Here is a 21,106-nt window from a genome sequence, read left to right on the forward strand (position 1 = left end):
CCAAATTAGGAAGGTTTTCTTTTTTTATTTGTATTTTACATTATTTAGGAGTCGTTTTTCAGTGGTCCCGGACAGGTACCTTGACCCACTTTCCCCTTCTGCCTTTATATCGATCCAGCTCGCTTCCGGTGGCCCCCATAACGGCTAAAAACCGGTTTTGATAATATATTGAGGTTTTTGATAATAAAAGAGTTGTTTTTATAATATAATTGGATTTTTGATAATATCCTGCCCGTTTTTGATAATATATCCGCAGACCCCTCCCAACGCGAGTTTCGCCCTCAAATCCCATGTAAACAGACATACTCTAGTAAGTTTAGTTAGTTTTTTTAAAAAAACCGACCCATGCCGTGAATTTTCACCCTTCAATTAACTCATTTTCATCTTTGCCGTGTTTGCCTCCCCCCTTCCCCAGTAGAACTCCAAAAAGAAAAGCCGCCCCCGCACCAAAGCACGAAAGCAGCTATTTTACAAAAAAAGGGTTTAACAAATCATCTCTTCCTCATCCGCAGCCGGCCGGCAGCCAAATACCCGCCGGCCAGAACAAAAAAGATCAGCAGCAAGCCCGCAAAGCCATCCGTAAACCCGCTGCGCTCGATCGCATAGCCGAACAATGGGAAGCTAATCATGATCACGAAGCTTTCCATCAGCCCGATCAGCGACAGGAACGTCGAGCGGACGTTGCTTTCCAGGAATCCCTGCACGAATGAGCTGAAGATCGGTTCGAACAGACTCAACAGCTGCGCGAGGAACAGGAATGACAGCAGGATCGCCCAGTCGCTCGCGAAGATGAACAGGATGAAGAACAAGAGGAACAGCCCCAGCCCATAATGAAGGATGTTGAAAAACTTGAACCTCTCTTCCACCTTGTATGCGATCTTCGCCATCACGACGCCGAGCAGTCCTTCAATCGTGAAGATGGCCCCGACGACGACGGACGAAAATCCGAGCTGGATGAAATATTCCTGCCCGTAGAATACGATGATGACCATCACCGCACTCGCCAGGATGAACAGCACGACCGGCCGGTGGATGACCCTGTTGTTTTTCCAGACCCTCACCCCGAGCTTGAATTGATGCACCCACTGGTTATACCAGCGCCCGCCGATATCCTCCGTCTTCTCGCGTTCAGGTTCCTTCATGAACAGAAGCGGAAACACGGCCAGCACGTGGGTGACGATCGTCGAACCGTACACCCATTCCCAGCTGATTTCGGCCATGAAGCCGCCGAGGAATTTTGCCAAACTCAGTGAAAGCAGTGAGATCGCCGTCATGCTCCCGATGATCCGCGTATACTCGCCTTCCCGCTTCGCATTCTTCAATGTGTCATAGGCAAAAGACTGCTCGGCCCCCGAATGGAAAGTGACCATCAGCCCCATCGACAGGAACGCGAGCGTAAATACCGTAAACGTCCCGCTAACCAGCATCAAGAGCGCATATAGGAGGCTGAACAGATTCCCGATGATCAGGCTGATCTTCCTTCCATATAAGTCTGCGATCATCCCCGTCGGCACCTCGAATAATACGATTGCCAGGTGGAGCAATGCCTCCAGCACCCCGATTTCACCGAAGGTCATGCCCTTGTCTCCGAGATAAATGACCCAAAGCGCCCGGTCAAAAAATAACTGCGCAAAGAATAAATAAAAATAGAGCAAATATATGTTGTTTTTCGTTTTCATTGGTTGTCGTCCTCTCTTAAACAAAAATCTTGAGAAATGCGGCTGCGCCCGTTCAGCTCCCACAAAGGCGTCCGGACCCTGAAGCCTGGACTGACCGAATCGTCATGAGGATAGGGTCACTGGTGCAGCGCATTTCTCAAATCATAAAAAAGCCGCAGGGCATCATCCCCTGCGGCTTTTCGCTATTTTCAGGAAATCATACATCGTTCATGGATATTCAGCTAAAAATGGACAGACCTGTCCCGTTGGCAGCTGAAAATCCAAAAATCGACATCATGAAAACAAGGTATTTCTTCCTGGCCCTGATGTCTACAGTGAACGATTGCATGAGTTTCCCTCCTTTTTTGTTTAAGATTCTCTTTTATTATAAGATGGTTGGGAATTTACAGCAAGGGGAAATTGGTGCGCGGGGCACTGGTTATAGTGCCGTTTTGGCCAAAGTGAGTTGAAAAGATTGTTATTTTAACTGGATCCGGGTAATTTGAAGCGATTCTTCTGTATAGATAGCTGTCTGTATGATGGAATATCGGGGGGCGTCAGCATTTATGATCCATTTTCAGGATTTATGATCCATTCGACAAAAAATACGCGCCTAACTCGGAATTTATGATCCATTTCAGAAAAATATGATCCTGATTCGAAATATATGATCCTTCGAGAATCATTCTAATCTAGCTGCGTCTGCACCGGCCGCATCAGCCAACGCTGGCACACCCGCCCCGGCCACAACCCCCCGCCTTCAAATCCCAAAAAGACAAAACAAAAACCCGGCCCCCGGCACACTTCAAAAAAGCGTACCAGGGACCGGGCCCCATATCATTCATTCCGTCAAAATGGGTCAGGGTACCTGTCCCCCCGACCCACTTCCGACCCGCGATCGACCAGGCGAACGGGCAGGCAGGCCCGCTGGCCGGTCCGATTAAAACCGCAGAGCCGGATGAGACCGAATCGGACCCGAAACGAGCAGGCCGAACCGTGCAGCCGAATTAAGCCGCCCGGTTCTCCTCTTTCCGGTCCCCCTTCTCGATCTTCACCGCTGTAACGGCAAAGACCAATAGAAGGACGATCTGCGGGATCATCGTTTCAAGCGTAGGATAGAATCCGGCCCAGTCCACGATTGGCAGGCTGTTCAATTGAGTCGACTGGATCTTGTCGGTCAATTGCAGCGCGTGGATACTGACGCCGAGTATTTTGAATGCCACGAAATAAATCAGGAATGTGGCGATCTTGAAGAACGGGCGCACCGGGATCTTCGTGCTGTAGCGGATGAGTACGAATGCACAGACCGCCAAGATTCCGACGGCGATCAAGATGCCGGCAAGCATTTTCCCAGTGCTGATGGACGGTGCGATCCCCATATAGAAGATGATCGTTTCGGCACCTTCCCTGAAGATTGACAGGAAGCTGACTAACGCGAGCGACAGGACGCTTCCTGTCGAAAGGGCTGTCCCCATCTGCTTCTGGATGTACTGGTTCCAGGCTTTCATCGTTGATTTCTGGTGAAGCCACATACCGACTCCGACCATCATCAATACGGCCGCGATTCCGGTGATGCCTTCAAAGATTTCGCGGTTGGCGCCTGCAGTAGCCGTCGAAAAGACCGTGCTCAAAATGAAGGCTGCCACAACGCTCATCCCTACACCGGCAATGACGCCGGCCCAGATCCACTTCTGCTGTGAAGCGGCATTCGCTTTTCGTAAAAAGGCGAGGAGGGCGGTCACGACAAGAAGTGCTTCCAGTCCCTCGCGAAGCATGATCAGCGCTGCATCCCAGACGCTGTAATTCGTTTTGTCCTGCAGGAGGACAATCGATTTTTGATAGTTTGTCAGATCACTCTGAATCGCGTCTACATCTGCGTTTTCAGAAGAAAGCTTTCCGGCAAGGACCGGGATATTGTTTTCAAGCTCCGTATAGAGGCTGCCGTTTTTCGTCCTGACATCCCCTTCGACAGAAGGCCAGACACTCAGGAATTTCTCTAGGTGAGGCACTGCCCCCTCCGGATTCCCATCATCGATCGACTGATTCGCTTTCTCGAGCAGGCTCACAAGCGTATCAAGGGAATAGTTCTGGTTATCCGACTTAAGGTTCTTTCCTGCTGCAAAATCCTCGACTGCCGAATTCAGCTCACCGTAGATTCCTTCGATTTTTGAAAAATCCTTCTCATCCTGTGTCAGGGCGATCCGCAGGAAACCCATCTGCGTTTCGATTTTCCCGTAAAAAGGGATGCTCTGTGAGCGGACGATCTTTTCATTCTTCGTCCAGGCAGACAGGAATGATTGGTAGCTCTCATACGCACGGTCAGCGTCCTTCGCCTCGATTGACTGTCCCATCTCGTCAAGGATCGGAGTCAGGGCTGCCTTGACCTGGCCGCGCTGTTCCTCCTGATCGACAGGGTTCTGTTCCTTCTCGAGGGCGACCAGACTGTGGGAAACGTCTGATAACGCGTCCAGTACAGGTTCTTTTTCACGTTCCTTCACAAGGTCATCGAGAGTGGAAATGGAGTCTCCGACCTTCTTCGATGTCTCGTTTTCGGGAACATCCGCCTTTTCCCAGTCACTGCTCAACTGTGCGACAAGCTTTTCAGCGCTGTCCCAGTCATCTGCCTTGACCTTCATGATGGCGTCGCCGACAGAAATATATAAATCACTGTAGTTTTCCTCCGCCGATGCAAACTGCAAAGGCGAAAGCATCATCAGCACGATCAGGCTGATCAGTATTGTCACTTTCTTCAATGCGCCCATCTCCTAGTTAAACAACTCAGCACCAAGGAAGCTTCCTTTTTTCACGCCCGGGAAACAAGCGAAAAGGGCACTGCCTCGGTGGGTGATGTATTCATTCAATTTATCTGCACGTCCCATGCTTTTCTGGATGTTGATGAACTGACTCGGGTTCTGCTGGAATGACATGAACAAGAGCCCGGTATCAAACGCCCCTGTATCCGGGTTGATTCCATCCGAATACGAGAAGGAGCGGCGCAGGATCCTGTCCTTCACCTTACGCGCGAGTGCCACGTGGGAATTTTCCGGGACGACCGGTTTGCCGTTCTCCTTGAGTTCAAGATCCACTTCATCAAACTCGCCTTTCTTCCCAAGCGGGGCACCAGTGTCACGATGCCTTCCGAACGTTGCTTCCTGTCCGCTGAGTGACGTACGGTCCCACGTTTCCACATGCATCTGGATCCTTCTGACGGCAAGATACGTCCCGCCCGTCAGCCAGCTTTTCGACTGGCCGGGCTGCACCCATACCACCTTATCCATTTCTTTCGCATCATCCGTGTCCGGATTGCCTGTCCCGTCCTTAAAGGCAAAAAGGTTCCGCGGCGTTTCCACCTTCTTCCCTTTTTGCTTGTAGGAATTGAATCCGGTCTGCGACCATTTCAGCGTCACTTTCCCTCGGGCAGCCCTGATCAGGTTGCGGACCGCGTGGAACGCGACCTGCGGATCATCCGCACACGCCTGGACACAGATGTCCCCTCCGACATAGCGAGGGTCCAGCTGATCCTTCGGGATGTGCGGCAGATCCTTGAGCTCAGCCGGTTTCTTGTGGGCGAGGCCAAGTTCTTTTTTTTCAAAAAGGCTCGGTCCCACCCCGAACGTCAGCGTCAAATGTGCCGGGTCGAGCCCGGCCGCTTCCCCTGTATCAGGAGGCGGCAGCAGCGCATTGGCCGAATTCGGTCCGACCAGCTGCCCGTTCATCAGGCTGACGCTGTAGGTCGTCCATAATCTGAACAGTTCCTTCAATTCGGCTTTTGATCCCGCCGTGCAATTCAGCGATGCGAAGTACACATGCTTCGGATTCTTCGTCAGGATGCCCGACTGATGCTTTCCGTAAAAATTGACCTTGTTGTCAACGGATTCGTCATCATCAACAAACGGATTGGCACCGAATGCCGTTAGGACACCGGTGAGCCCCGATGCTCCGAGGAGCACCCCGGCTCCGCCGACGCCCGCTATTTTTAAAATATCTCGCCTTGATATTTGAGTCTGTAACATTGATTTCTCTTCGCTGCTCATTCAGATCACTCCACTACAATGGCAATTTGACTTAGAGGCTCCCCTAAATTATCAACCGCACGGGATAAGGCCTTCGTATCTTCTGAAGTCAATTTTTCATACGATACATATCCGCCGTTACCATCTTCATATTTTGCAAGAAGCTCATCAAGCGTGGCGAAATTCTTTTCCAATGTGCTGACAAGATCCTTGTCTTTCTTCTCGAGTTCATCTTTGAAAATAGCAAAAATCTTTTCTGCACCCTCTACGTTTGCTTTGAAATCATATAAGTCCGTATGAGAGTAGATTTCCTCTTCCCCTGAAATCTTGGAGGTCGATACCTCGTTCAGAAGGTCGACCGCTCCCGTGATCATCAGGTCAGGCGTCACTTCCACCGTCTCCACTTTCGCACGAAGTTCCTTCACATCTTTCAACAGCTGGTCTGCCGTTTCTTCATACCCTTCAGTCGTGCCTTCTTCCCAAAGCGCATACTCAAGCTTGTGGTATCCGGACCACTCTTCTTCGCCTTTCCCTTCATCCTGGATATCAGCAAGGCGCGCATCGATGCGCGGATCCAGATCCCCGAAGCTCTCGGCGATCGGTTCGGAACGCTCGAAATACATACGCGCCGGAGCATACAATTCCTTCGCCTTCTCAACATCCCCGGCTTTCACCGCTTCAACGAACGCCTCTGTCTCGAGGACGAACTGATCGAGCTGCTCCGTCGCGAAGTCTTTGTATGCAGCCACTTCACTGTCAAGCGTAGCCGCCTGCTGCGTCTGCTCTGAAGCCTTTGTATCTTCCTTCTTCGTACTGGATGCCTCATCCCCGCAGCCAGCCAGAAGACTTCCCGATAAAACTACCATACTCGCAAAACCAACTAATTTTTTCATATTTATATATAACTCCTATCATCGTATAATATCAACGTTAATGATAATCATTTTCAATTGATATGTCAACATGCTATCAAACGCTTTCACATCGGGGGTGTGGAGGCGTGGCCGAGGTTCGGCCCGGGCGGTTGCTGTGTGGCGGATCGGGGGCGGGTCAGGGGGATAGGTACCTTGACCCACTAAGCAGTTCCTGTCCCCGCGGTCCAGCCTAACGCGGCTCCCTGTCTGTTTTCCGCCGTTTCAGCATACCAGCCTTCTCCCTGGCAAAACCATGATTTGTCAAAAGCTTTTTTTATAAAAAACTCTCAAAAACGGCTTAAATAATGTCCAAATCCAGTGTTTTCAAGCCAATCTATGTAATTTAGTGGATCCCTCCCACCTTTTCCATTTAAAAAACGGCACCCTTTAGAGCTGCAAACCCGCCGGAAATAGATATATTATCAAAAACGATGGTTTTATTATCAAAAATCCAAATATATTATCAAAAACGGTCCATTTATTATCAAAAATAAGATTTTATTATCAAATCGAAAATCTGCCCATAATATGGTCACGGGACCTGTCCTCCGGCTCACTCCACCCATGATATGGGCCACCGTACCTGTCCCCCCGGCTCACACTCAATCCAACCGGACACCCCAAGCGCCCCAACACACAAAAAGGCCCCCCTGCTTCCACAAGCAAGGAGCCCTCCACCAGATCGACCCGTTAAATTAAAGCCGCTATTAATGTATATCCCTCTTCTTAAACCGCCCGCCGCGGACTTCGTTGATATCCGCTACGGCAAGGAACGCCGAAGGATCCAGTTCTTCGACGATCGACTTCAGCTTGGCTTCTTCCAGCCTGGTCACGATGGTGAAGATCACTTTTTTGTCATCACCTGAGTAGGCGCCTTCCCCTTTCAGGTAGGTGACCCCGCGCCCGAGGCGGGCCATGATCGCGTCCCCGATGTCCTCGTGTTTGTCACTGATGATCCAGGCGGATTTCGATTCGTCGAAGCCGTCGATGACGATATCGATCGTCTTGAAGGCGATCACGTACGCGAGGACCGAATACATCGCCCGGTCCCATCCGAGGACGAAACCGCCCCATGCAAAGATGAACACGTTGAAAAGCATGATGAATTCCCCGACTGAGAAAGGGAATTTTTTATTTAAAAGAATGGCCAGGATCTCACTGCCGTCAAGCGCACCTCCGTACCGGATGACCAATCCCACCCCGGCGCCGAGCACGATCCCGCCGAAGACCGTCGCCAGCAGCACATCCTGCGTAAACGCGGCGACATGATGCAGATAACTCGTCGCAAGCGATAAAATCGTAATTCCGAATAATGTGGATATCGCGAACGTTTTTCCGATTTGCTTGTAACCAATGAAGAAAAACGGGATGTTCAGTAAGAAGATAAATAATCCGATGCCGATACCGGTCAGGTTATAAAGAATGATCGAGATTCCAACGATCCCGCCGTCCATGATCAAATTCGGTACGAGGAACACTTCGATTCCAAGCGCCATCATGATGGCTCCCAGCAGGATGAAGACTCCCCGTTTCAAAACTTTCAATTTCGTTAATTTAGGATGCTGCAATTCAGCTTTTATCTGTTGTTCGATTGATTCATCACTCAATGTCGCTTCCCCCTGTTTCTATGTACTCATATTAAAGTATCTGTTTACGGTCGAATATATGTATAGATCAGGAGAGATAGTTGGACTGATACATCATGACTTCTATGAACCCATGTGTGTCTGGAGAGATGTCCGCTGCGGAATAACATGTCTGATCAGCGGGTGCATATGACTTTATTTTCCGGGCTGAATGGAAGGTAAGAGGAGCCGCACTGTCATCGTGGTGAGGGGACGAAGAGGTTGGAGAAAAAATCATCTCGATATTTGAAAGGTGCGAAGTATCAACTTTTAAATCGGCTTCATTCATGGCAGCATCCTCGTATTTTAGTACATGGATCTGCTGCAGACCGGCAAGACAAACAAGTAAAATCCAGATCGACACATTCCTCACTCGATAACCTCCCTCCGCATTTCTTCTTATTTAATTATACCTCATTGCATTCCACAGGGGAACGGATTGAACTTTCCGGAACAAGCGGCGGTGGCGTGCGCCAAGCTAAAAAAAACCGGAATCCCCGACCGGATCCGGTTTTCGCTTCCATTAAAAAATCTATTCCCCCAGCTCAATTACAATCGGATCAAGCTCGATTTTCTCATGTCCTTTCCCGGAGGTCAGGCTCGCGATGATCACCGGCTGGATTATGAGCTGTCCGGCCCCATCCCGAATCGCACCGAAGTCCGTCGTCCCTTCAAACGTTTTGCCGTCATCCATTGAGACACCCGGTCCGCTCGTACCGTCTGCATAGACATCCCCGAGATCATCCGTCACCCTGAACACCGGCGTCACACTCGGCCATTTTTCAAGGAAATTCTCTTTCACGAGCTGACTGTAGGAAATGATCGTCGACACATCCGTGAACTCCACCGATTTCAGGGTGAACGTCACCTCTTCATTCTTCACCGTTTCATTTACGAGCTGCTGCTTCCCTTCCAGTCGCTCCAATGAAAAATCGAACGACCAATCCCCCTTGATCACAGCATCCTTTTCAACTCCGCTGAACCCTTGAGGTGACCATGAAATGTCCACCTTATCCGGAGTTTCGCCGTCTTTGAAGTGAGGGGTGAACGTGGATAGGCCGACGTAGCGTGTGTCACTGATCTTCGTGATTTCGCCGGTGCCGGCACTGCCGTTAGAGCCTGCGACCTCGAACCAGTCCGCCCCGCTCATCTGCACCGATTCACCCAGATCCCGATCCGTTTCAATCGCGAACGACACCGTGATATTCGTACCGTCATAGACCGCATCATCGATCATGACCGTCGTTCCATTGTCCGTCTCGGCAAGACCGATATCGGTGGAGAATTCATCAAAGGCGCCATGGTCTTCGTTTTGAAAATACGCGATGACATCATCCATAAACGGGATCTGCGAAGCAATTGACGGCACCGCAAAGCCCGCCGCAGCAGACGCCCCGATCAAGATGACCGCTGCAGCTGCAGCCGGCCGCCATACCGGTGCCTTTTTCCTTTTTTTCAAAACATGCTGTTTCACCCGTTCTTTCTCCGCATCCGTCACGTCCGATAACTCCAGCTGCTCCACATCGAGTTCCATCCATTCCTTCATGCTCATATCAATAGCTCCTTCAATTTCAAATTAGTCGCCAGGATCTTCTTCCCCCGGTACAAACGGTTATCGACCGCTGCTTTCGAGAGTCCCAGGTGATCCGCAATTTCACGATTGGAGAGCTCCAAGTAATATTTCATCATGAAAATGTCCCGGTCATCGTCCTTCAATCGATTGATAGCAGCCAATAATTCATTTCTACCTTCACTCATCATGACCGATTCTTCCGTTGCTGCGGCACCCGCTTTCTCTTTTAACAGGACATCGGACTTCTCACGCTCCCTGCGCTTTTTTGCATGACGGTACCGGTCGATGGCCTTATACTTCGCGATCATGCCAATCCACTTTTTAAAATCAGCTGCTTCTCCCTGAAACTGACGGGCATTCTCCCAGACAGTCAGGAACACATCGTTGACGCATTCATCGATATCCTGGTCGTGCATACTGTTCAGAATCTTCGCCGCAATCGTTTTGACAAGCGGCATATACGTATCAATCACATACACAAGCGCATCTTCTTTCCTTTTTTTCAGCCTCGGGATAAAATTTGCCGGCGTACTTTTCATCTTTTCCGCTCCTTTTGTTTTTGAAAAAGCTTTTTCATATGATACAACGAACAACGTGTGAAATTATTCTCAAGTTTATGTAAATTGAGACTTCAAAGAAGCAAAATGGTCACGGGCCATGATAAAATGAGACCGAAAGTCTTCTAAAGGAAATGGGAGGGATTCACAATGTTCACAACGGTAAACGATTTTCTGCAGGAATGGAAACAGGAAGCGGCAGTCACCCAGAAAGTGCTCGACGCCCTCACGGATGAGTCATTGAAACAAGAGGTCGCACCCGGCCTGTACAGCATCGGGAGTGTCGCGTGGCACATAACCGGAGCCGCATTCTACTTTCCGTCTCAAGTCAGCATCCGCTTCGAGGCCCCGGATCTTCAAAAAGAAGCCCCTGCTTCTGCATCCGAAATCAGCGAAACTTACAAACTCGTAAGCGACCGTCTGGCTGAAGCCGTCTCCGAACAGGTTTCTGATGAAAAAATGAACGAAATGGTCAACCTATTCGGTATGGACATGCCCGTCCAGGCCGTCCTGCGCCTGCTGATCCAGCACCAGGCCCACCACCGCGGGCAGCTGACCGTCCTCATGCGCCAGGCAGACCTGAAAGTTCCCGGCGTGTACGGCCCGAGCAAAGAAGAATGGGAAGCGATGAACGCTTCGAAATAAGAAGGAAAAAGACCGGCGCCGGCCGGTCTTTTTTTACTCTTTGAAATAGTGGACGGGCCTGACTTCAATACGCCAGCCAAACTCTTCCCCGCCCTCCACCTGCACAGCCGGATGCAGCCTCGCCGCACCGACTGCGGCATCCAGATTCTCTGCTTAAATGAGGAACACGCTTCCGATCATCTCCCCGGTTTCTTCCCCATCACTCACGATCACTTTCCCGCCACCCCGCCTTATATGTTTCGCTTCAAGACCCGTACCTGCATCCATCAGGACCTGCCCAGTTTCGTACAACTCCTGAAGATGCGGCTCGCACTCTCCCATGACGGCATTGATCTCTTCCTCCGGCCTTGCATCCATCTTTTCCCGATTAAAATAGCCCACGCATAGAAATTTCATTTCACCGTCACCTTTTCTGTTCCATTACATGTAAAGTTCGACGTCCTGCGGGAAATCCCTTGTTCCGGATTAAGCCGCCGCATGGCAAAATAAAGAGGGATTCGTCTCTTTTTACAGAATCTATCCTTCATAGACTTAAAAAGGAGTGCCGCTATGTATATCCCGCCATATTTTAAAATCACAGACGAAACGACCGCCCATAGCATTATCAGCGAAAACGGCTTTGCCACCCTGATCTCCCAGGGCGACGGCATGCCCATCGCCACCCATCTGCCGCTGCAGCTTAATGAGGATAAAACCTGTTTACACGGCCATTTCGCCAGACCGAACCCGCAGTGGAAGGACATCGAATCCCAAACTGTGCTCGCCATTTTCCACGGTCCGCACTGCTACATCTCCCCGTCCTGGTATGAGACGGATCAAACCGTGCCCACCTGGAACTACGTAACCGTCCATGTGTACGGAAAAATGGAGCTCGTCCATGATACCGATGAGAGCATGAAATCTTTAGAAGAGCTGGTCGCAGCATACGAAGCTCCCGACAGCCCGTACAGCCTGGAAAACGTAGATGCCGGATATCTCGCCGGACTGAGCAAAGGCATCCAGGCATTCAAGCTGCATATCACGAAAATCGAAGGCAAAGCAAAACTAAGCCAAAACCATCCGCCCGAGCGCCGTGAACGGGTGATCCGTCAGCTCGAACAGATTCCCAGGGAGGATGAAAGGGAGATTGCGGAGTGGATGAGGAGAAGTCTGAAGTGAAGGCAGAGCGTTAACGGTTAAAATAACAGTGAAAGTTCATTTGATAAGGAGGCTGCAATATGGCCAAAAAAGTAAAACTCTCATCCTTAGTTGATGGCCTGGAAGTTCCTTTTGATGGGGTGAGTTCCTACCTGAACCTGGCCACCGGCGAAGTCCTCAGCTTGTCGGATCGTGTTTTTGTGGCAGCAGAAGACGAAGAGCCAATCGACGAGTTCGAAGGCTGGGAACAGACCGAATATGAATTTGCTGTGGAAATACTCAACCATCCCGAACAGTACCTCGAACTTCCAGATGAAGATGAAATCAATGAATACCGCATGATGGAAAGTTTCTGCTATCACCACAAAGATAAAAAGGTAAAACAGCAGCTCTCCAACGCCATCATCGGCCGCGGCGCCTTCCGCCGATTCAAGGACCAGGCCATTTCACTCGGAGTGATCGAAGACTGGTACTCTTTTAAAAGAGAATGCTACAAGGACATCATGATTGAATGGTGTGAGATGAACGGGTTGGAGTATGAGTAACGTGAAGGCGCATTTGTTTGAAGATCAAGTGAAATAATTAAATCAGGGACATGGCCATCATCGCGAATCATGGCCATGCCCCCTTGTTTTCAAAGAAAAGTGAGTCAAAATGACTTATTTTTAAAAAATTCTCTGCAGTGTTTTGTAGAAATCCAGTTTTCAACCGGATTCCAGCCCGCTATTTCAGTAGAGAGAAGGCTCAGGCATCAAATATGATCCTAAATCTGATTTTATGAGCCCAATTGGAAATATATGATCCTAATTTCAAAAATATGAGCCTAATTCAAATTATATGATCTTACAAGAATCATTCTAAACTAGAATCCCGAATATTCTCCTCTCCATCAAATCAAAGATCACACAAAAATGAGCCACGGTACCTGTCCCCCTGACCCGCTCAAGGCAGCAATACAATCTTCCCCAGCTTCCCTTTTTCCTTAAAATACACCTGTGCTTCTTTCGCCTGTACCAATGGAAAGGTTTTATCGATGACAGGCACTAGTCTTCCTTCAGAAATGGCTCCCAGCATCTCTTTGAACTCTGCCCTTGTCCCCAGCACCGAACCGTACATGGTGATGTGTTTTAAATACAATGTCCGAAAATCCAGATTCGTCTGCTGGCCCCCGGCATATCCTGAGATACAGAACTTCCCGCCTTTTTTCAAAACCTGAAGAGACGTGTCGAATAAAGCATCCCCCACGACATCCAGCACGGAGTCGACCGGACCCCCATTCACATTAAGAATGTCTTCTGCCAGGTGTTCGGAGTGATAGGATACGACATGGGCTGCGCCTAATTCCTTCAGCTTTTCTTCCCCGGCCAAGTCACCAATGACCGCAATGACCTTGGCTCCAAACACCTTTGATGCAATCTGCACATTCAACGAGCCCACCCCGCCGTTCGCCCCGGTGACCACCACCGTTTCTCCGGCTTGAACCTGAAGCTGGTTCACCATATGCCACGCTGTCAGCCCGCTCACCGAAAAAACGGCGCTTTCCTGATAGCCTGGAAGAGGCATATCAAAGCAGAGTTCAGCCGGCCACACGACATATTCAGCATACCCGCCGTCATACTCAGATCCGATGAATGACATATCCTCCGAAATATGTTCCAATCCACTTTCCCCGCTCGATGTAAAAGGAAAAAGCACCACATCCCTGCCCGCCATCGATTGGGGGACAGCACTTCCAACCTTCACAACCTGCCCCGTAATATCCGAGCCGGGAATCCGCGGGAATTGTACACCTTCCGGCCGCCATCCCGATTTTGTGCCGCTCCCGTAAGCCCCTTCCCTCATCCAGATTTCTGTATTATTGATTGCGCAGGCCTTCACTTTCACAAGTACTTCATTTGCTTCAGGTTCCGGGACCGGGATATCCACCAATTCCAGCTTATCGACATCCCCATATCCAGTTACTCGCACCGCTTTCATCGCTATCATCCTTTGTCGAATCAGATTTATTTGATTATGTAAAATACAGAACTTATTATTTGTTGTTTCCCTTTTTTTAAACGTATCCCAATGGTTCATGAGGGAACCGTGATTGTTGGGACCCGGGACAATACCCAGTCACCGGGGTCCCCCGCCAAATCCAAACCCCGTCTCAACCTCCCAATACTTCGTCACCACATTCCCTTTCGGCAGCACCACTCCCAGCTCTACCTTCTCAGACCCCTTCTTGAAAGTCAGCATCCCATGAGGCAGATAATCATAGCGGAACCCGTTCTGCGGATGCCAGCTGCGGCTGCTCGTATTGATTTGTTCCATTATCTCACGGATCTGTTCCTTATCGACTATGACTTTAACTTCCTGCCCCTGCGTCGAAACCCTCAACTCATCAAAATCCCCCTCGACAATCGGAGCACGGTAAATCCAATAAACTGAAATACCCAAGAGGCACACAGCCGCAAAGAAGCCCGGTATCAACCGCTTTTTTGCTATCAAAAAAGGTTCCACCCTTCATGTTTTAGTATAGTTTACTATATTTTGGATAAACCCTATAACCCTCTAAATCTTCTATATGGTAAAATATACTACATCCAGCTCCATCTGAACGGAGACCCAGCCCAAAGGAGGTCATCACCATAAAAACCCATTACGCCCTTTTCTTCTGCCTGGCCATCAGCCTTCATAATCTTGAAGAAGCCCTGTGGCTCCCACAGTGGTCGCAAATGGGAATGGCCATCCAGAAACCCGTGACCCCTAATGAATTTCATTTTGCGGTCATTATCATCACCGCACTTGCCTATCTGGCATCTTTTTTATATGTAAGCTTCCCAGAATCAAAATGGATGAAATGGGCCTTCACCGGATTCCTCGGTTCCATGATCGTCAATGCCGTTTTCCCGCATCTGCTGGCATCCATCCTAACGAAAACATACGCCCCTGGAGTCGGCACAGCCCTCCTGCTGAACATCCCGGTCAATACGGTCATCTTATACAGATTACATAGAGAAAAATGTATATCCAGAAAAGAAATCTTCCTCTCCACGGTCGTGATCGGGGTTCTCTTGCTGGCATTGATTCCGGTTTTATTTATGTTGGGGGACAGTTTTATTAATTATTAACTATTGAGTCTATCATTATAGGAACTTATTAAGCAGCGAAGACAAACTTTTAAATGAATAAACGAGGTGCAAGTTAGATGGAATTTAAAATCGAAAAAATAAAGGGATTCAGCCCCCAAATTGGTCATCTTGTCTCACAAATGAATTATGCAAGGAAAACAACGATAGAAGCTGTAGATGGTTTATCGGCTTCCGATTTGGATTATTTATCGAGCAAGGACGGTAACAGTATCGGTGCCCTTTTACTGCATATGGCAGCTGTGGAAAAAGGATTTCAAATAGAGATTTTTGATGGCAGGAGACCGAATGAACGAGAAATGGAAGAATGGGGTCCCCCATACAGTCTAGGAGATAAAGGGAGAGCGCATATCAAAGGACATCCTCTAGAATTTTATACAGACAAACTGGAAGAAGTGAGAAGCAGAACCTTGATAGAACTGGCTAACCTTAACGATGATTGGTTATATGAAAATAGATCATGGGATAATCACCCTTCCAATAATTACTTCATCTGGTTTCATGTATTTGAAGATGAAATTAATCATAGAGGTCAGATTCGAATGATCAGAAAAATGCTGAAGCCGCAATCATAGGGAAAAGAATCCTGGGCATGCCCCAAAGGAAGGTCTATCATGCAAACACACCAAACAGGCAAATTTAAATACCATTCCACCACCCCGGCCAGCCCGGAGATCCGCCAGAAAACTCTCATCCTCTACCACGGCTGGGGCGGTTCCGCTGCAGGTTACCATGATGCAGCAAACGAAATAGCCAAAACAGGATATCGTGTCATCGTCCCTGAAATCATCTACCACGATACTCGGGAACCGCTCGCCTATCATTTCGTCCAAAAAACAACACAGCACTATTTTTGGAAAACAATCGTTGAGTCAATTGAAGAGTTTGATTCATTTGTCACTGAGCTGGGTATCCGAAAAGAGGATATCGTCGTTGCAGGCAGTTCCATGGGCGGCTTCATAGCCACCGGCATCTTCGCCCGTGAACACAAGCTTTCCGGTCTCGCTAACATCAACGGTTCTGGCTCCTTTCTTCTATCTGAGAAGGTATTCAGGGAGGCAGATGGACGGGGCGAGATACCAGATGCGATCGAGAAGGAATTAACCGAATACGATCCCGTCAAAAGAATGAACAGCCCATCCCCCGTCCTCCTCATCCATGGCGACTCCGATGAATTTGTTTCGATTGAAGGACAGAAAGACTATTACAGATATCTCACGGAGACAGGGGAACGAACCAATGTGGAGTTTAGGATTTATGCTGGGGTCAATCATGTTTTTACGGATGAGATGGTTGCGGATTTGGCGGAATGGTTGAAAACTTTATAAAAGAATTAACAGGGGCAGGGCAATGGTGACGTATGATGGCCCTGTCCCTTTATTTTCATAGAAATATAGAGTCAAAATGACTCATTTTTTATAGAATTTCTTTCAACCTTGAGGGAATAATCAAGGTTCCAATCGATTCCAGGTCTACAATGATTCAAGCAGGACCGTCCGCAGTCATTTATGATCCATTCCAGAGATTTATGATCCAAACTGAAATTATATGATCCATTTTCCATTTTTATGATCCATTCTGAAAATTAATGATCCATTTTCGAATTATATCCTCTTTTAAGAATCATTCTAATTTACCGGCCTTCTTGAATTCCCGCAGCAAAGCCGAAGCCTGTTTCCGCACTACACCCGCCAAACGGCACAAAAAACGGGCCGTGGTACCTGTCCCCGCGACCCACTCAAGAAAAGAACCGTCCCCTCCAAAATTCAGAAACAGCCTCCCTTAACAATCACATAAAATGTTCGGTACGTTCCATTTTTCTAAAAGCACCGGCAAACACCCAAATCCCATTCAACCCCAACAACCCGGCAATGACCATCACCAAAAAAGCCAGGTCAGGGGAAAACATCCACACTGCATGCCACGGCGACTGCGAAACATAACTCAGCGCCGGAATGAGGCCAAACGATAAAGCAATTAACACACTACCCGTTACGAAACCTCTTCCCCTTTTCAAAACCGGCTTCCTTATAAAAAACACCAGCATCCCCGCAAGCAAAACCGCTACCAGAAGAAGGATCAACTGAATCACAGGTGTATTCCCCGGAATCTCACCAGGTTCATTCCCGTTAAGAATATCAATGATTCCCATCTTCAAATAATAGAGGCCTTCTTCTTCCAAGACATTATTTTTATTGGTGAGAAGCACACCGCCCCACCCGGTTTCAGGCATCGTAAAAAACTCCGAATGCGAATCGGGGGTCGAGCCGGAGTGCCAGATCATTTCTTCAGGCGAGCCCGGATTTGACACGCGGATTCCCAGCCCATAATAACGGTCTTCCCCCGTTTGGACATGAGGTGTAAGATAAAGCGACTTGCTTTCTTCACTTAAAAGCCCATCCGTATCTTCCCCGTTCAAAAACGAAAGAAACTTCACCATATCATTCGCGCTTGCCGTCATGTATCCATAAGGAGCACCGCCATTGTCATAAGCAACGCTACTTTTCACCGGCATCCCGAACCATGACTGATAGCCTCGAGCGTATCCGTTCTTATAAGCAGCCTCACGGTTACCAGCAGCATGCTCCATCCCTAGCGGCTTCAGCACGCTTTGATCCATATACTCGGAAAAACCAACACCTGTCACCTCTTCGATGAGGGCACCCAGAATCATAAAATTCGAATTGCTGTAGAGGTGTTTTTGCCCGACAGGTGCACTCAATTCAACATCTGCAAGGCTCTTTACATTCTCGCGGATTGCACTTAGATCGTTTGCTTCCTGATCTGACATAATAAGCCCGGTGTACGTACCCACCCCGCTCGTCTGGGTTAGCAGCTGCTTGACTGTTATTCGCCCCGCCGCCTCTTCATCACTCAGTGTAAACCAGGGGAGGTGTTTCCGGACCGGATCATCCAATTCAATCAGATCCTCATCGACCAGCTTCATCACACCAAGGCCCGTCAATGATTTACTGATTGAACCAATCGTAAACGGCGTGTCAGCGGTCACCTTCCCTTCCTCTTCACCCGTCACACCCCACGATTTCGAATAAAAAACATCCCCGTCCTTCAAGAGGATGACCGATGCCCCCGGAACCCGGTACTCATCCACATACCCATCAATATAATGATCCAGTTCAGTCTCCACATCTCCTTGAGCGGAAACCGGCCAGCCTGTCACCAGCAAACTCCAGATCAGAGAGCACCCCATAACCATAAGCATGCGCTTCTTTATTTTCATATCACGCACCCATCTTTCGCTTATTCATCGTTTGAATAAGCACCCCCGCAAGCACGGCAATCCCAAGACTCACCAGTACAAGAAGACTGTTCCACCACGAATTACCTGAAATACGGTAGAGGAGATTGTACTCGAAATCGTTCAATTTTAGTGGATTGAATGCTTCCGTTAAAAATAAAGAGAAAAGAATTTGCGACATAAAATAAACAGCTAGTGATGCGAGAAGGGCTGGCAAAATGGAACGGCCCGATTCTTTTTTTGTTAGATGAGTCTTCTTAATGCGGGAGTGAACATCAATTTCGTTGATCTCCACATAATCTTTTACAAAAGCTTCAGGACCCCCGAGCTCTTTCAAGGCGTCGGTTCCATGCTCATGTGATTCTTGTATATGTTCCACAATCTGAAATTTCACCTTTTCCCGCTCCTTCGAACGGACTCCATACTCCTTCAACGCAGCCAATACTTCATTAACGAATTGTTTCTCCTCCTCCGTCATCCAATCCATCTTCACTCTGCCCCCTCTCCTTCTGAACCGCTCTCCAGCAATGAACGAATATCTTTCTGCAGCTCCATCCATTCGTCTATCTTCTGGCGAAGCACCTTCCTTCCCCTGTCATTGATTTCATAATAAACTCTCATTTTCCCGCTTTCCGTCAGCTCCCGGCTGTCTTCAACAAGCTCTGACTCCTTCAATTTCGTAAGGATGGGATAAATGCTCCCCACACCCTTCAACTGCAGGCGGTGATTCTCCAGCTCCTTCATGATTTCATACCCATAGCTCTTTTTTGTCGACAATATCGACAACACACACATTTCCAAATGACCTTTAATTAAACTGGTTCTATTCATAGGAAAAATTTAACATAATTATATATCGGAATCAAGTATATATTTTTAATAAGTTTATTCGCCAAACTACTCAAAAAAAAGCCGCCCCGGCAGAATACCGTAGCGGTCCAAAAAAGAGCCGCGGTACCTGTCCCCGCGACCCACAATCTATTTATTCAACAACTTCATCCAAATTCACAATCATCATATGCTCTTCTTCCACTAGCCCAGTATGATAGCTCGATCCATTCACTGCACTTTCAGGGAAGGTTTCCTTTCCGTTTTCATCCAGCGGGAGCCACCCGATGCCGGAAGCCACCTGGCGCATGATTCCTTCCAAGGGGAAAACGCCGTTGTCAGATGCCCCATCGGCCATCTCTTCCATCACTGCGACCCAATCATCCGGCAGCTTTAGGACTCCGTATGGGTTCTCACCAAACGAAACTTCCTTTTTCATCCGGATGCTCGGGGTGTATTCATGACGTGTGCCTGAAACGGAATAGTTCCGGTCCCTTTTATAATAAAATTTCAGCGTATCGACGTTCTTTTCTGACGGATTGATATTCCATACGATCCGGTACGTTGACGGATCTTCGGGGTCAACCTTCCAAATCTTCGGTTCCCCTTTCGTGCGCACGGTCCCAAGCTTCCATTTATGACGGTCCCACACCCAGGTACTTACTCCATATATCCCCTCTTTTGAGATGAAAGGGGCCGCTGCGTGTTTACCGTCAATCTTGATCACTTCCTGGATCTCCCCGGCCTGCGCTTCAGGCAGCAGCCCGTTGATTGCTTTTACCATCTGTTTTTCACCAGGCAGTGCATCCGGCTCTGAAAAATAAAACCAGTAAACTGCTAGAGATCCGGCCACCAGAAAGAGTACAGCCCCTGATAGAATGGCTTTCATTTTCATCGTCATCTGGCTGCTCCTCCCTTCAATACCGAATCATCCAATCTATAATAATATTGATTCCGAGAGGTGGAGACCAGGATCCCCTTCCCGTCTTCCTCCACATAGATGATCGGCTTCATTCCGCTTCCCCACTTCGAAGAAACACCGGTCATCTGATAAGGAAAACGCTCATTCCGATTCCTCTCGCCGTCTGATTCCTGGAACATTTCCTCGTACCAGCCATCGCTATCCACTCTTTCTTGTTCAGCAGAAGCCAGTTGATCCGCGAACTTCCCGCGATCCAGGGCCGCATCCCCGGCCCCAGAAGGATGAGTGGCGATAATCGAAGCCTCATCCGTATCCGCGATATGCGTCGAGAGATCCCCCTCTGGATACACCGCCGAATACAGCAGGAATGAAAGCAACGATGCTGCCAGGAAAATAAAATTCCCGGCAAACCCCAGCCAGGCAAATCGCCTGTAATTGTCCCACCGGTCCTCCACCCGGTTCAAAACCGCATACAGTATCCACACGCCTAGCGGCAGCACAGGGAACCTCATCATCGTCCCTTCCATCTCCCAGTCAATCGAGAACGCGAATACTCCTGCCAATATGGCAACGACAACCTTCCACACCCGCGGTTTCGCCTGCTGTTTCCGGTACAGCCTGACAGCCAGCAATCCGATCACCAGCCATGCCAGTACATCCAGCGCCACTGATACGGCATCCCCTGTAAAGTCCAAATTAAACATAATCCCTTTTCCTCTCTTTTTCTATTTAACTCCGATACATCCAATATAAGCCTTTATTTTACCATTCATTCCCACTATAAAAAAAGCCCTTTCCTCATTGCCTCAAAAATAATAAGGGAGACTTTTCATACTGAACGCTT

General features: G+C 48.7%; 23 protein-coding genes. 7 read left to right on the forward strand and 16 right to left on the reverse strand.

All coding sequences use genetic code 11. From position 1 onward, the window contains the following. Window positions 1-491: 491 nt before the first annotated feature. On the reverse strand, window positions 492-1,679 hold the full coding sequence (locus ACKA06_RS00005; RefSeq protein ID WP_411158749.1) for an MFS transporter: 1,188 nt from the start codon (window positions 1,677-1,679) through the stop codon (window positions 492-494). 122 nt (window positions 1,680-1,801) lie between these two features. Between ACKA06_RS00005 and ACKA06_RS00010 the strand changes: the two genes are divergently transcribed. Beyond that, the gene (locus ACKA06_RS00010; RefSeq protein ID WP_411158750.1) at window positions 1,802-2,128 is read left to right on the forward strand and encodes a hypothetical protein; all 327 of its coding nucleotides are present in this window, start codon (window positions 1,802-1,804) and stop codon (window positions 2,126-2,128) included. A 537-nt stretch (window positions 2,129-2,665) separates the two neighbouring features. Here ACKA06_RS00010 and ACKA06_RS00015 read toward each other — a convergent pair. From ACKA06_RS00015 to ACKA06_RS00045, 7 genes are all read right to left on the reverse strand, one after another. Then, on the reverse strand, window positions 2,666-4,402 hold the full coding sequence (locus ACKA06_RS00015; RefSeq protein ID WP_411158947.1) for an FTR1 family iron permease: 1,737 nt from the start codon (window positions 4,400-4,402) through the stop codon (window positions 2,666-2,668). Window positions 4,403-4,423: 21 nt separating this feature from the next. After that, the gene (gene efeB / locus ACKA06_RS00020; RefSeq protein ID WP_411158751.1) at window positions 4,424-5,692 is read right to left on the reverse strand and encodes an iron uptake transporter deferrochelatase/peroxidase subunit; all 1,269 of its coding nucleotides are present in this window, start codon (window positions 5,690-5,692) and stop codon (window positions 4,424-4,426) included. Between the two features lie 5 nt (window positions 5,693-5,697). Further along, the gene (efeO, locus tag ACKA06_RS00025; RefSeq protein WP_197670191.1) at window positions 5,698-6,564 is read right to left on the reverse strand and encodes an iron uptake system protein EfeO; all 867 of its coding nucleotides are present in this window, start codon (window positions 6,562-6,564) and stop codon (window positions 5,698-5,700) included. Between the two features lie 728 nt (window positions 6,565-7,292). Further along, on the reverse strand, window positions 7,293-8,192 hold the full coding sequence (locus ACKA06_RS00030) for a YitT family protein (protein WP_411158752.1): 900 nt from the start codon (window positions 8,190-8,192) through the stop codon (window positions 7,293-7,295). Window positions 8,193-8,259: 67 nt separating this feature from the next. Next, window positions 8,260-8,583: a hypothetical protein gene (locus tag ACKA06_RS00035; protein WP_411158753.1), complete on the reverse strand. Its 324-nt coding sequence runs from the start codon at window positions 8,581-8,583 to the stop codon at window positions 8,260-8,262. A 159-nt stretch (window positions 8,584-8,742) separates the two neighbouring features. Further along, window positions 8,743-9,762: a DUF4179 domain-containing protein gene (locus ACKA06_RS00040; protein WP_411158754.1), complete on the reverse strand. Its 1,020-nt coding sequence runs from the start codon at window positions 9,760-9,762 to the stop codon at window positions 8,743-8,745. Then, entirely contained in the window at window positions 9,759-10,322 is a 564-nt protein-coding gene (locus ACKA06_RS00045; protein WP_411158755.1) for a sigma-70 family RNA polymerase sigma factor, read from the reverse strand. Before ACKA06_RS00045 ends, ACKA06_RS00040 begins: the two co-directional genes overlap by 4 nt. Window positions 10,323-10,490: 168 nt before the next feature. Between ACKA06_RS00045 and ACKA06_RS00050 the strand changes: the two genes are divergently transcribed. Further along, window positions 10,491-10,985 carry a DinB family protein gene (locus tag ACKA06_RS00050; RefSeq protein ID WP_058298821.1) on the forward strand — a complete coding sequence of 165 codons (495 nt, stop codon included), beginning with the start codon at window positions 10,491-10,493 and terminating at the stop codon, window positions 10,983-10,985. A 153-nt stretch (window positions 10,986-11,138) separates the two neighbouring features. Here ACKA06_RS00050 and ACKA06_RS00055 read toward each other — a convergent pair whose 3' ends face one another. Next, window positions 11,139-11,381 (reverse strand): YciI family protein, encoded by a 243-nt coding sequence (locus ACKA06_RS00055; RefSeq protein WP_411158756.1) that lies wholly within the window; start codon window positions 11,379-11,381, stop codon window positions 11,139-11,141. A 153-nt stretch (window positions 11,382-11,534) separates the two neighbouring features. Between ACKA06_RS00055 and ACKA06_RS00060 the strand changes: the two genes are divergently transcribed. Beyond that, complete coding sequence (locus tag ACKA06_RS00060; protein ID WP_411158757.1) at window positions 11,535-12,143, forward strand: FMN-binding negative transcriptional regulator; 609 nt, start codon at window positions 11,535-11,537, stop codon at window positions 12,141-12,143. Window positions 12,144-12,202: 59 nt separating this feature from the next. Then, window positions 12,203-12,667, forward strand: coding sequence for a UPF0158 family protein (locus ACKA06_RS00065; RefSeq protein ID WP_197670186.1), 465 nt, complete (start codon window positions 12,203-12,205; stop codon window positions 12,665-12,667). A gap of 397 nt (window positions 12,668-13,064) precedes the next feature. On the opposite strand, the gene ACKA06_RS00070 is transcribed toward ACKA06_RS00065, so the two are convergent. Together ACKA06_RS00070 and ACKA06_RS00075 are read right to left on the reverse strand one after the other, a co-directional pair. Continuing rightward, window positions 13,065-14,099 carry a zinc-binding dehydrogenase gene (locus ACKA06_RS00070; protein ID WP_411158758.1) on the reverse strand — a complete coding sequence of 345 codons (1,035 nt, stop codon included), beginning with the start codon at window positions 14,097-14,099 and terminating at the stop codon, window positions 13,065-13,067. A 138-nt stretch (window positions 14,100-14,237) separates the two neighbouring features. Beyond that, a complete protein-coding gene (locus ACKA06_RS00075) occupies window positions 14,238-14,612 on the reverse strand; it encodes a hypothetical protein (protein ID WP_411158759.1) in 375 nt (124 codons plus the stop codon). 140 nt (window positions 14,613-14,752) lie between these two features. Between ACKA06_RS00075 and ACKA06_RS00080 the strand changes: the two genes are divergently transcribed. The 3 genes from ACKA06_RS00080 to ACKA06_RS00090 all read left to right on the forward strand — a co-directional run bounded on the left by ACKA06_RS00080 (window position 14,753) and on the right by ACKA06_RS00090 (window position 16,581). Continuing rightward, the gene (locus ACKA06_RS00080; RefSeq protein ID WP_198258252.1) at window positions 14,753-15,235 is read left to right on the forward strand and encodes an HXXEE domain-containing protein; all 483 of its coding nucleotides are present in this window, start codon (window positions 14,753-14,755) and stop codon (window positions 15,233-15,235) included. Window positions 15,236-15,312: 77 nt separating this feature from the next. After that, a complete protein-coding gene (locus tag ACKA06_RS00085) occupies window positions 15,313-15,828 on the forward strand; it encodes a DinB family protein (protein ID WP_071616932.1) in 516 nt (171 codons plus the stop codon). Between the two features lie 39 nt (window positions 15,829-15,867). Further along, the gene (locus tag ACKA06_RS00090; RefSeq protein WP_411158760.1) at window positions 15,868-16,581 is read left to right on the forward strand and encodes an alpha/beta fold hydrolase; all 714 of its coding nucleotides are present in this window, start codon (window positions 15,868-15,870) and stop codon (window positions 16,579-16,581) included. A gap of 461 nt (window positions 16,582-17,042) precedes the next feature. On the opposite strand, the gene ACKA06_RS00095 is transcribed toward ACKA06_RS00090, so the two are convergent. From ACKA06_RS00095 to ACKA06_RS00115, 5 genes are all read right to left on the reverse strand, one after another. Beyond that, entirely contained in the window at window positions 17,043-18,494 is a 1,452-nt protein-coding gene (locus ACKA06_RS00095) for a serine hydrolase domain-containing protein (protein WP_411158761.1), read from the reverse strand. 1 nt (window position 18,495) lies between these two features. Then, entirely contained in the window at window positions 18,496-18,999 is a 504-nt protein-coding gene (locus ACKA06_RS00100; protein ID WP_411158762.1) for a hypothetical protein, read from the reverse strand. A gap of 2 nt (window positions 19,000-19,001) precedes the next feature. Next, the gene (locus ACKA06_RS00105; protein ID WP_411158763.1) at window positions 19,002-19,343 is read right to left on the reverse strand and encodes a PadR family transcriptional regulator; all 342 of its coding nucleotides are present in this window, start codon (window positions 19,341-19,343) and stop codon (window positions 19,002-19,004) included. A gap of 151 nt (window positions 19,344-19,494) precedes the next feature. Continuing rightward, window positions 19,495-20,241, reverse strand: coding sequence for a hypothetical protein (locus ACKA06_RS00110; protein WP_411158764.1), 747 nt, complete (start codon window positions 20,239-20,241; stop codon window positions 19,495-19,497). Continuing rightward, window positions 20,238-20,966 (reverse strand): hypothetical protein, encoded by a 729-nt coding sequence (locus ACKA06_RS00115; protein WP_411158765.1) that lies wholly within the window; start codon window positions 20,964-20,966, stop codon window positions 20,238-20,240. The genes ACKA06_RS00110 and ACKA06_RS00115 overlap by 4 nt, the downstream gene beginning before the upstream one ends. Between the last annotated feature and the right edge of the window lie 140 nt (window positions 20,967-21,106).

Origin of the sequence: Rossellomorea oryzaecorticis (genome assembly GCF_045897515.1) — a bacterium.
Taxonomy (GTDB): domain Bacteria; phylum Bacillota; class Bacilli; order Bacillales; family Bacillaceae_B; genus Rossellomorea; species Rossellomorea enclensis.

Bases quoted from the DNA above. Each gene is read 5' to 3' on its own strand.
- ACKA06_RS00005 (WP_411158749.1), bottom strand. From the start codon at position 1,679: ATGAAAACGAAAAACAACATATATTTGCTCTATTTTTATTTATTCTTT.
- efeB (WP_411158751.1), bottom strand. From the start codon at position 5,692: ATGAGCAGCGAAGAGAAATCAATGTTACAGACTCAAATATCAAGGCGA.
- efeO (WP_197670191.1), bottom strand. From the start codon at position 6,564: ATGAAAAAATTAGTTGGTTTTGCGAGTATGGTAGTTTTATCGGGAAGT.
- ACKA06_RS00040 (WP_411158754.1), bottom strand. From the start codon at position 9,762: ATGAGCATGAAGGAATGGATGGAACTCGATGTGGAGCAGCTGGAGTTA.
- ACKA06_RS00045 (WP_411158755.1), bottom strand. From the start codon at position 10,322: ATGAAAAGTACGCCGGCAAATTTTATCCCGAGGCTGAAAAAAAGGAAA.
- ACKA06_RS00050 (WP_058298821.1), top strand. From the start codon at position 10,491: ATGTTCACAACGGTAAACGATTTTCTGCAGGAATGGAAACAGGAAGCG.
- ACKA06_RS00055 (WP_411158756.1), bottom strand. From the start codon at position 11,381: ATGAAATTTCTATGCGTGGGCTATTTTAATCGGGAAAAGATGGATGCA.
- ACKA06_RS00060 (WP_411158757.1), top strand. From the start codon at position 11,535: ATGTATATCCCGCCATATTTTAAAATCACAGACGAAACGACCGCCCAT.
- ACKA06_RS00065 (WP_197670186.1), top strand. From the start codon at position 12,203: ATGGCCAAAAAAGTAAAACTCTCATCCTTAGTTGATGGCCTGGAAGTT.
- ACKA06_RS00070 (WP_411158758.1), bottom strand. From the start codon at position 14,099: ATGAAAGCGGTGCGAGTAACTGGATATGGGGATGTCGATAAGCTGGAA.
- ACKA06_RS00085 (WP_071616932.1), top strand. From the start codon at position 15,313: ATGGAATTTAAAATCGAAAAAATAAAGGGATTCAGCCCCCAAATTGGT.
- ACKA06_RS00090 (WP_411158760.1), top strand. From the start codon at position 15,868: ATGCAAACACACCAAACAGGCAAATTTAAATACCATTCCACCACCCCG.
- ACKA06_RS00095 (WP_411158761.1), bottom strand. From the start codon at position 18,494: ATGAAAATAAAGAAGCGCATGCTTATGGTTATGGGGTGCTCTCTGATC.
- ACKA06_RS00100 (WP_411158762.1), bottom strand. From the start codon at position 18,999: ATGGATTGGATGACGGAGGAGGAGAAACAATTCGTTAATGAAGTATTG.
- ACKA06_RS00105 (WP_411158763.1), bottom strand. From the start codon at position 19,343: ATGAATAGAACCAGTTTAATTAAAGGTCATTTGGAAATGTGTGTGTTG.
- ACKA06_RS00110 (WP_411158764.1), bottom strand. From the start codon at position 20,241: ATGACGATGAAAATGAAAGCCATTCTATCAGGGGCTGTACTCTTTCTG.
- ACKA06_RS00115 (WP_411158765.1), bottom strand. From the start codon at position 20,966: ATGTTTAATTTGGACTTTACAGGGGATGCCGTATCAGTGGCGCTGGAT.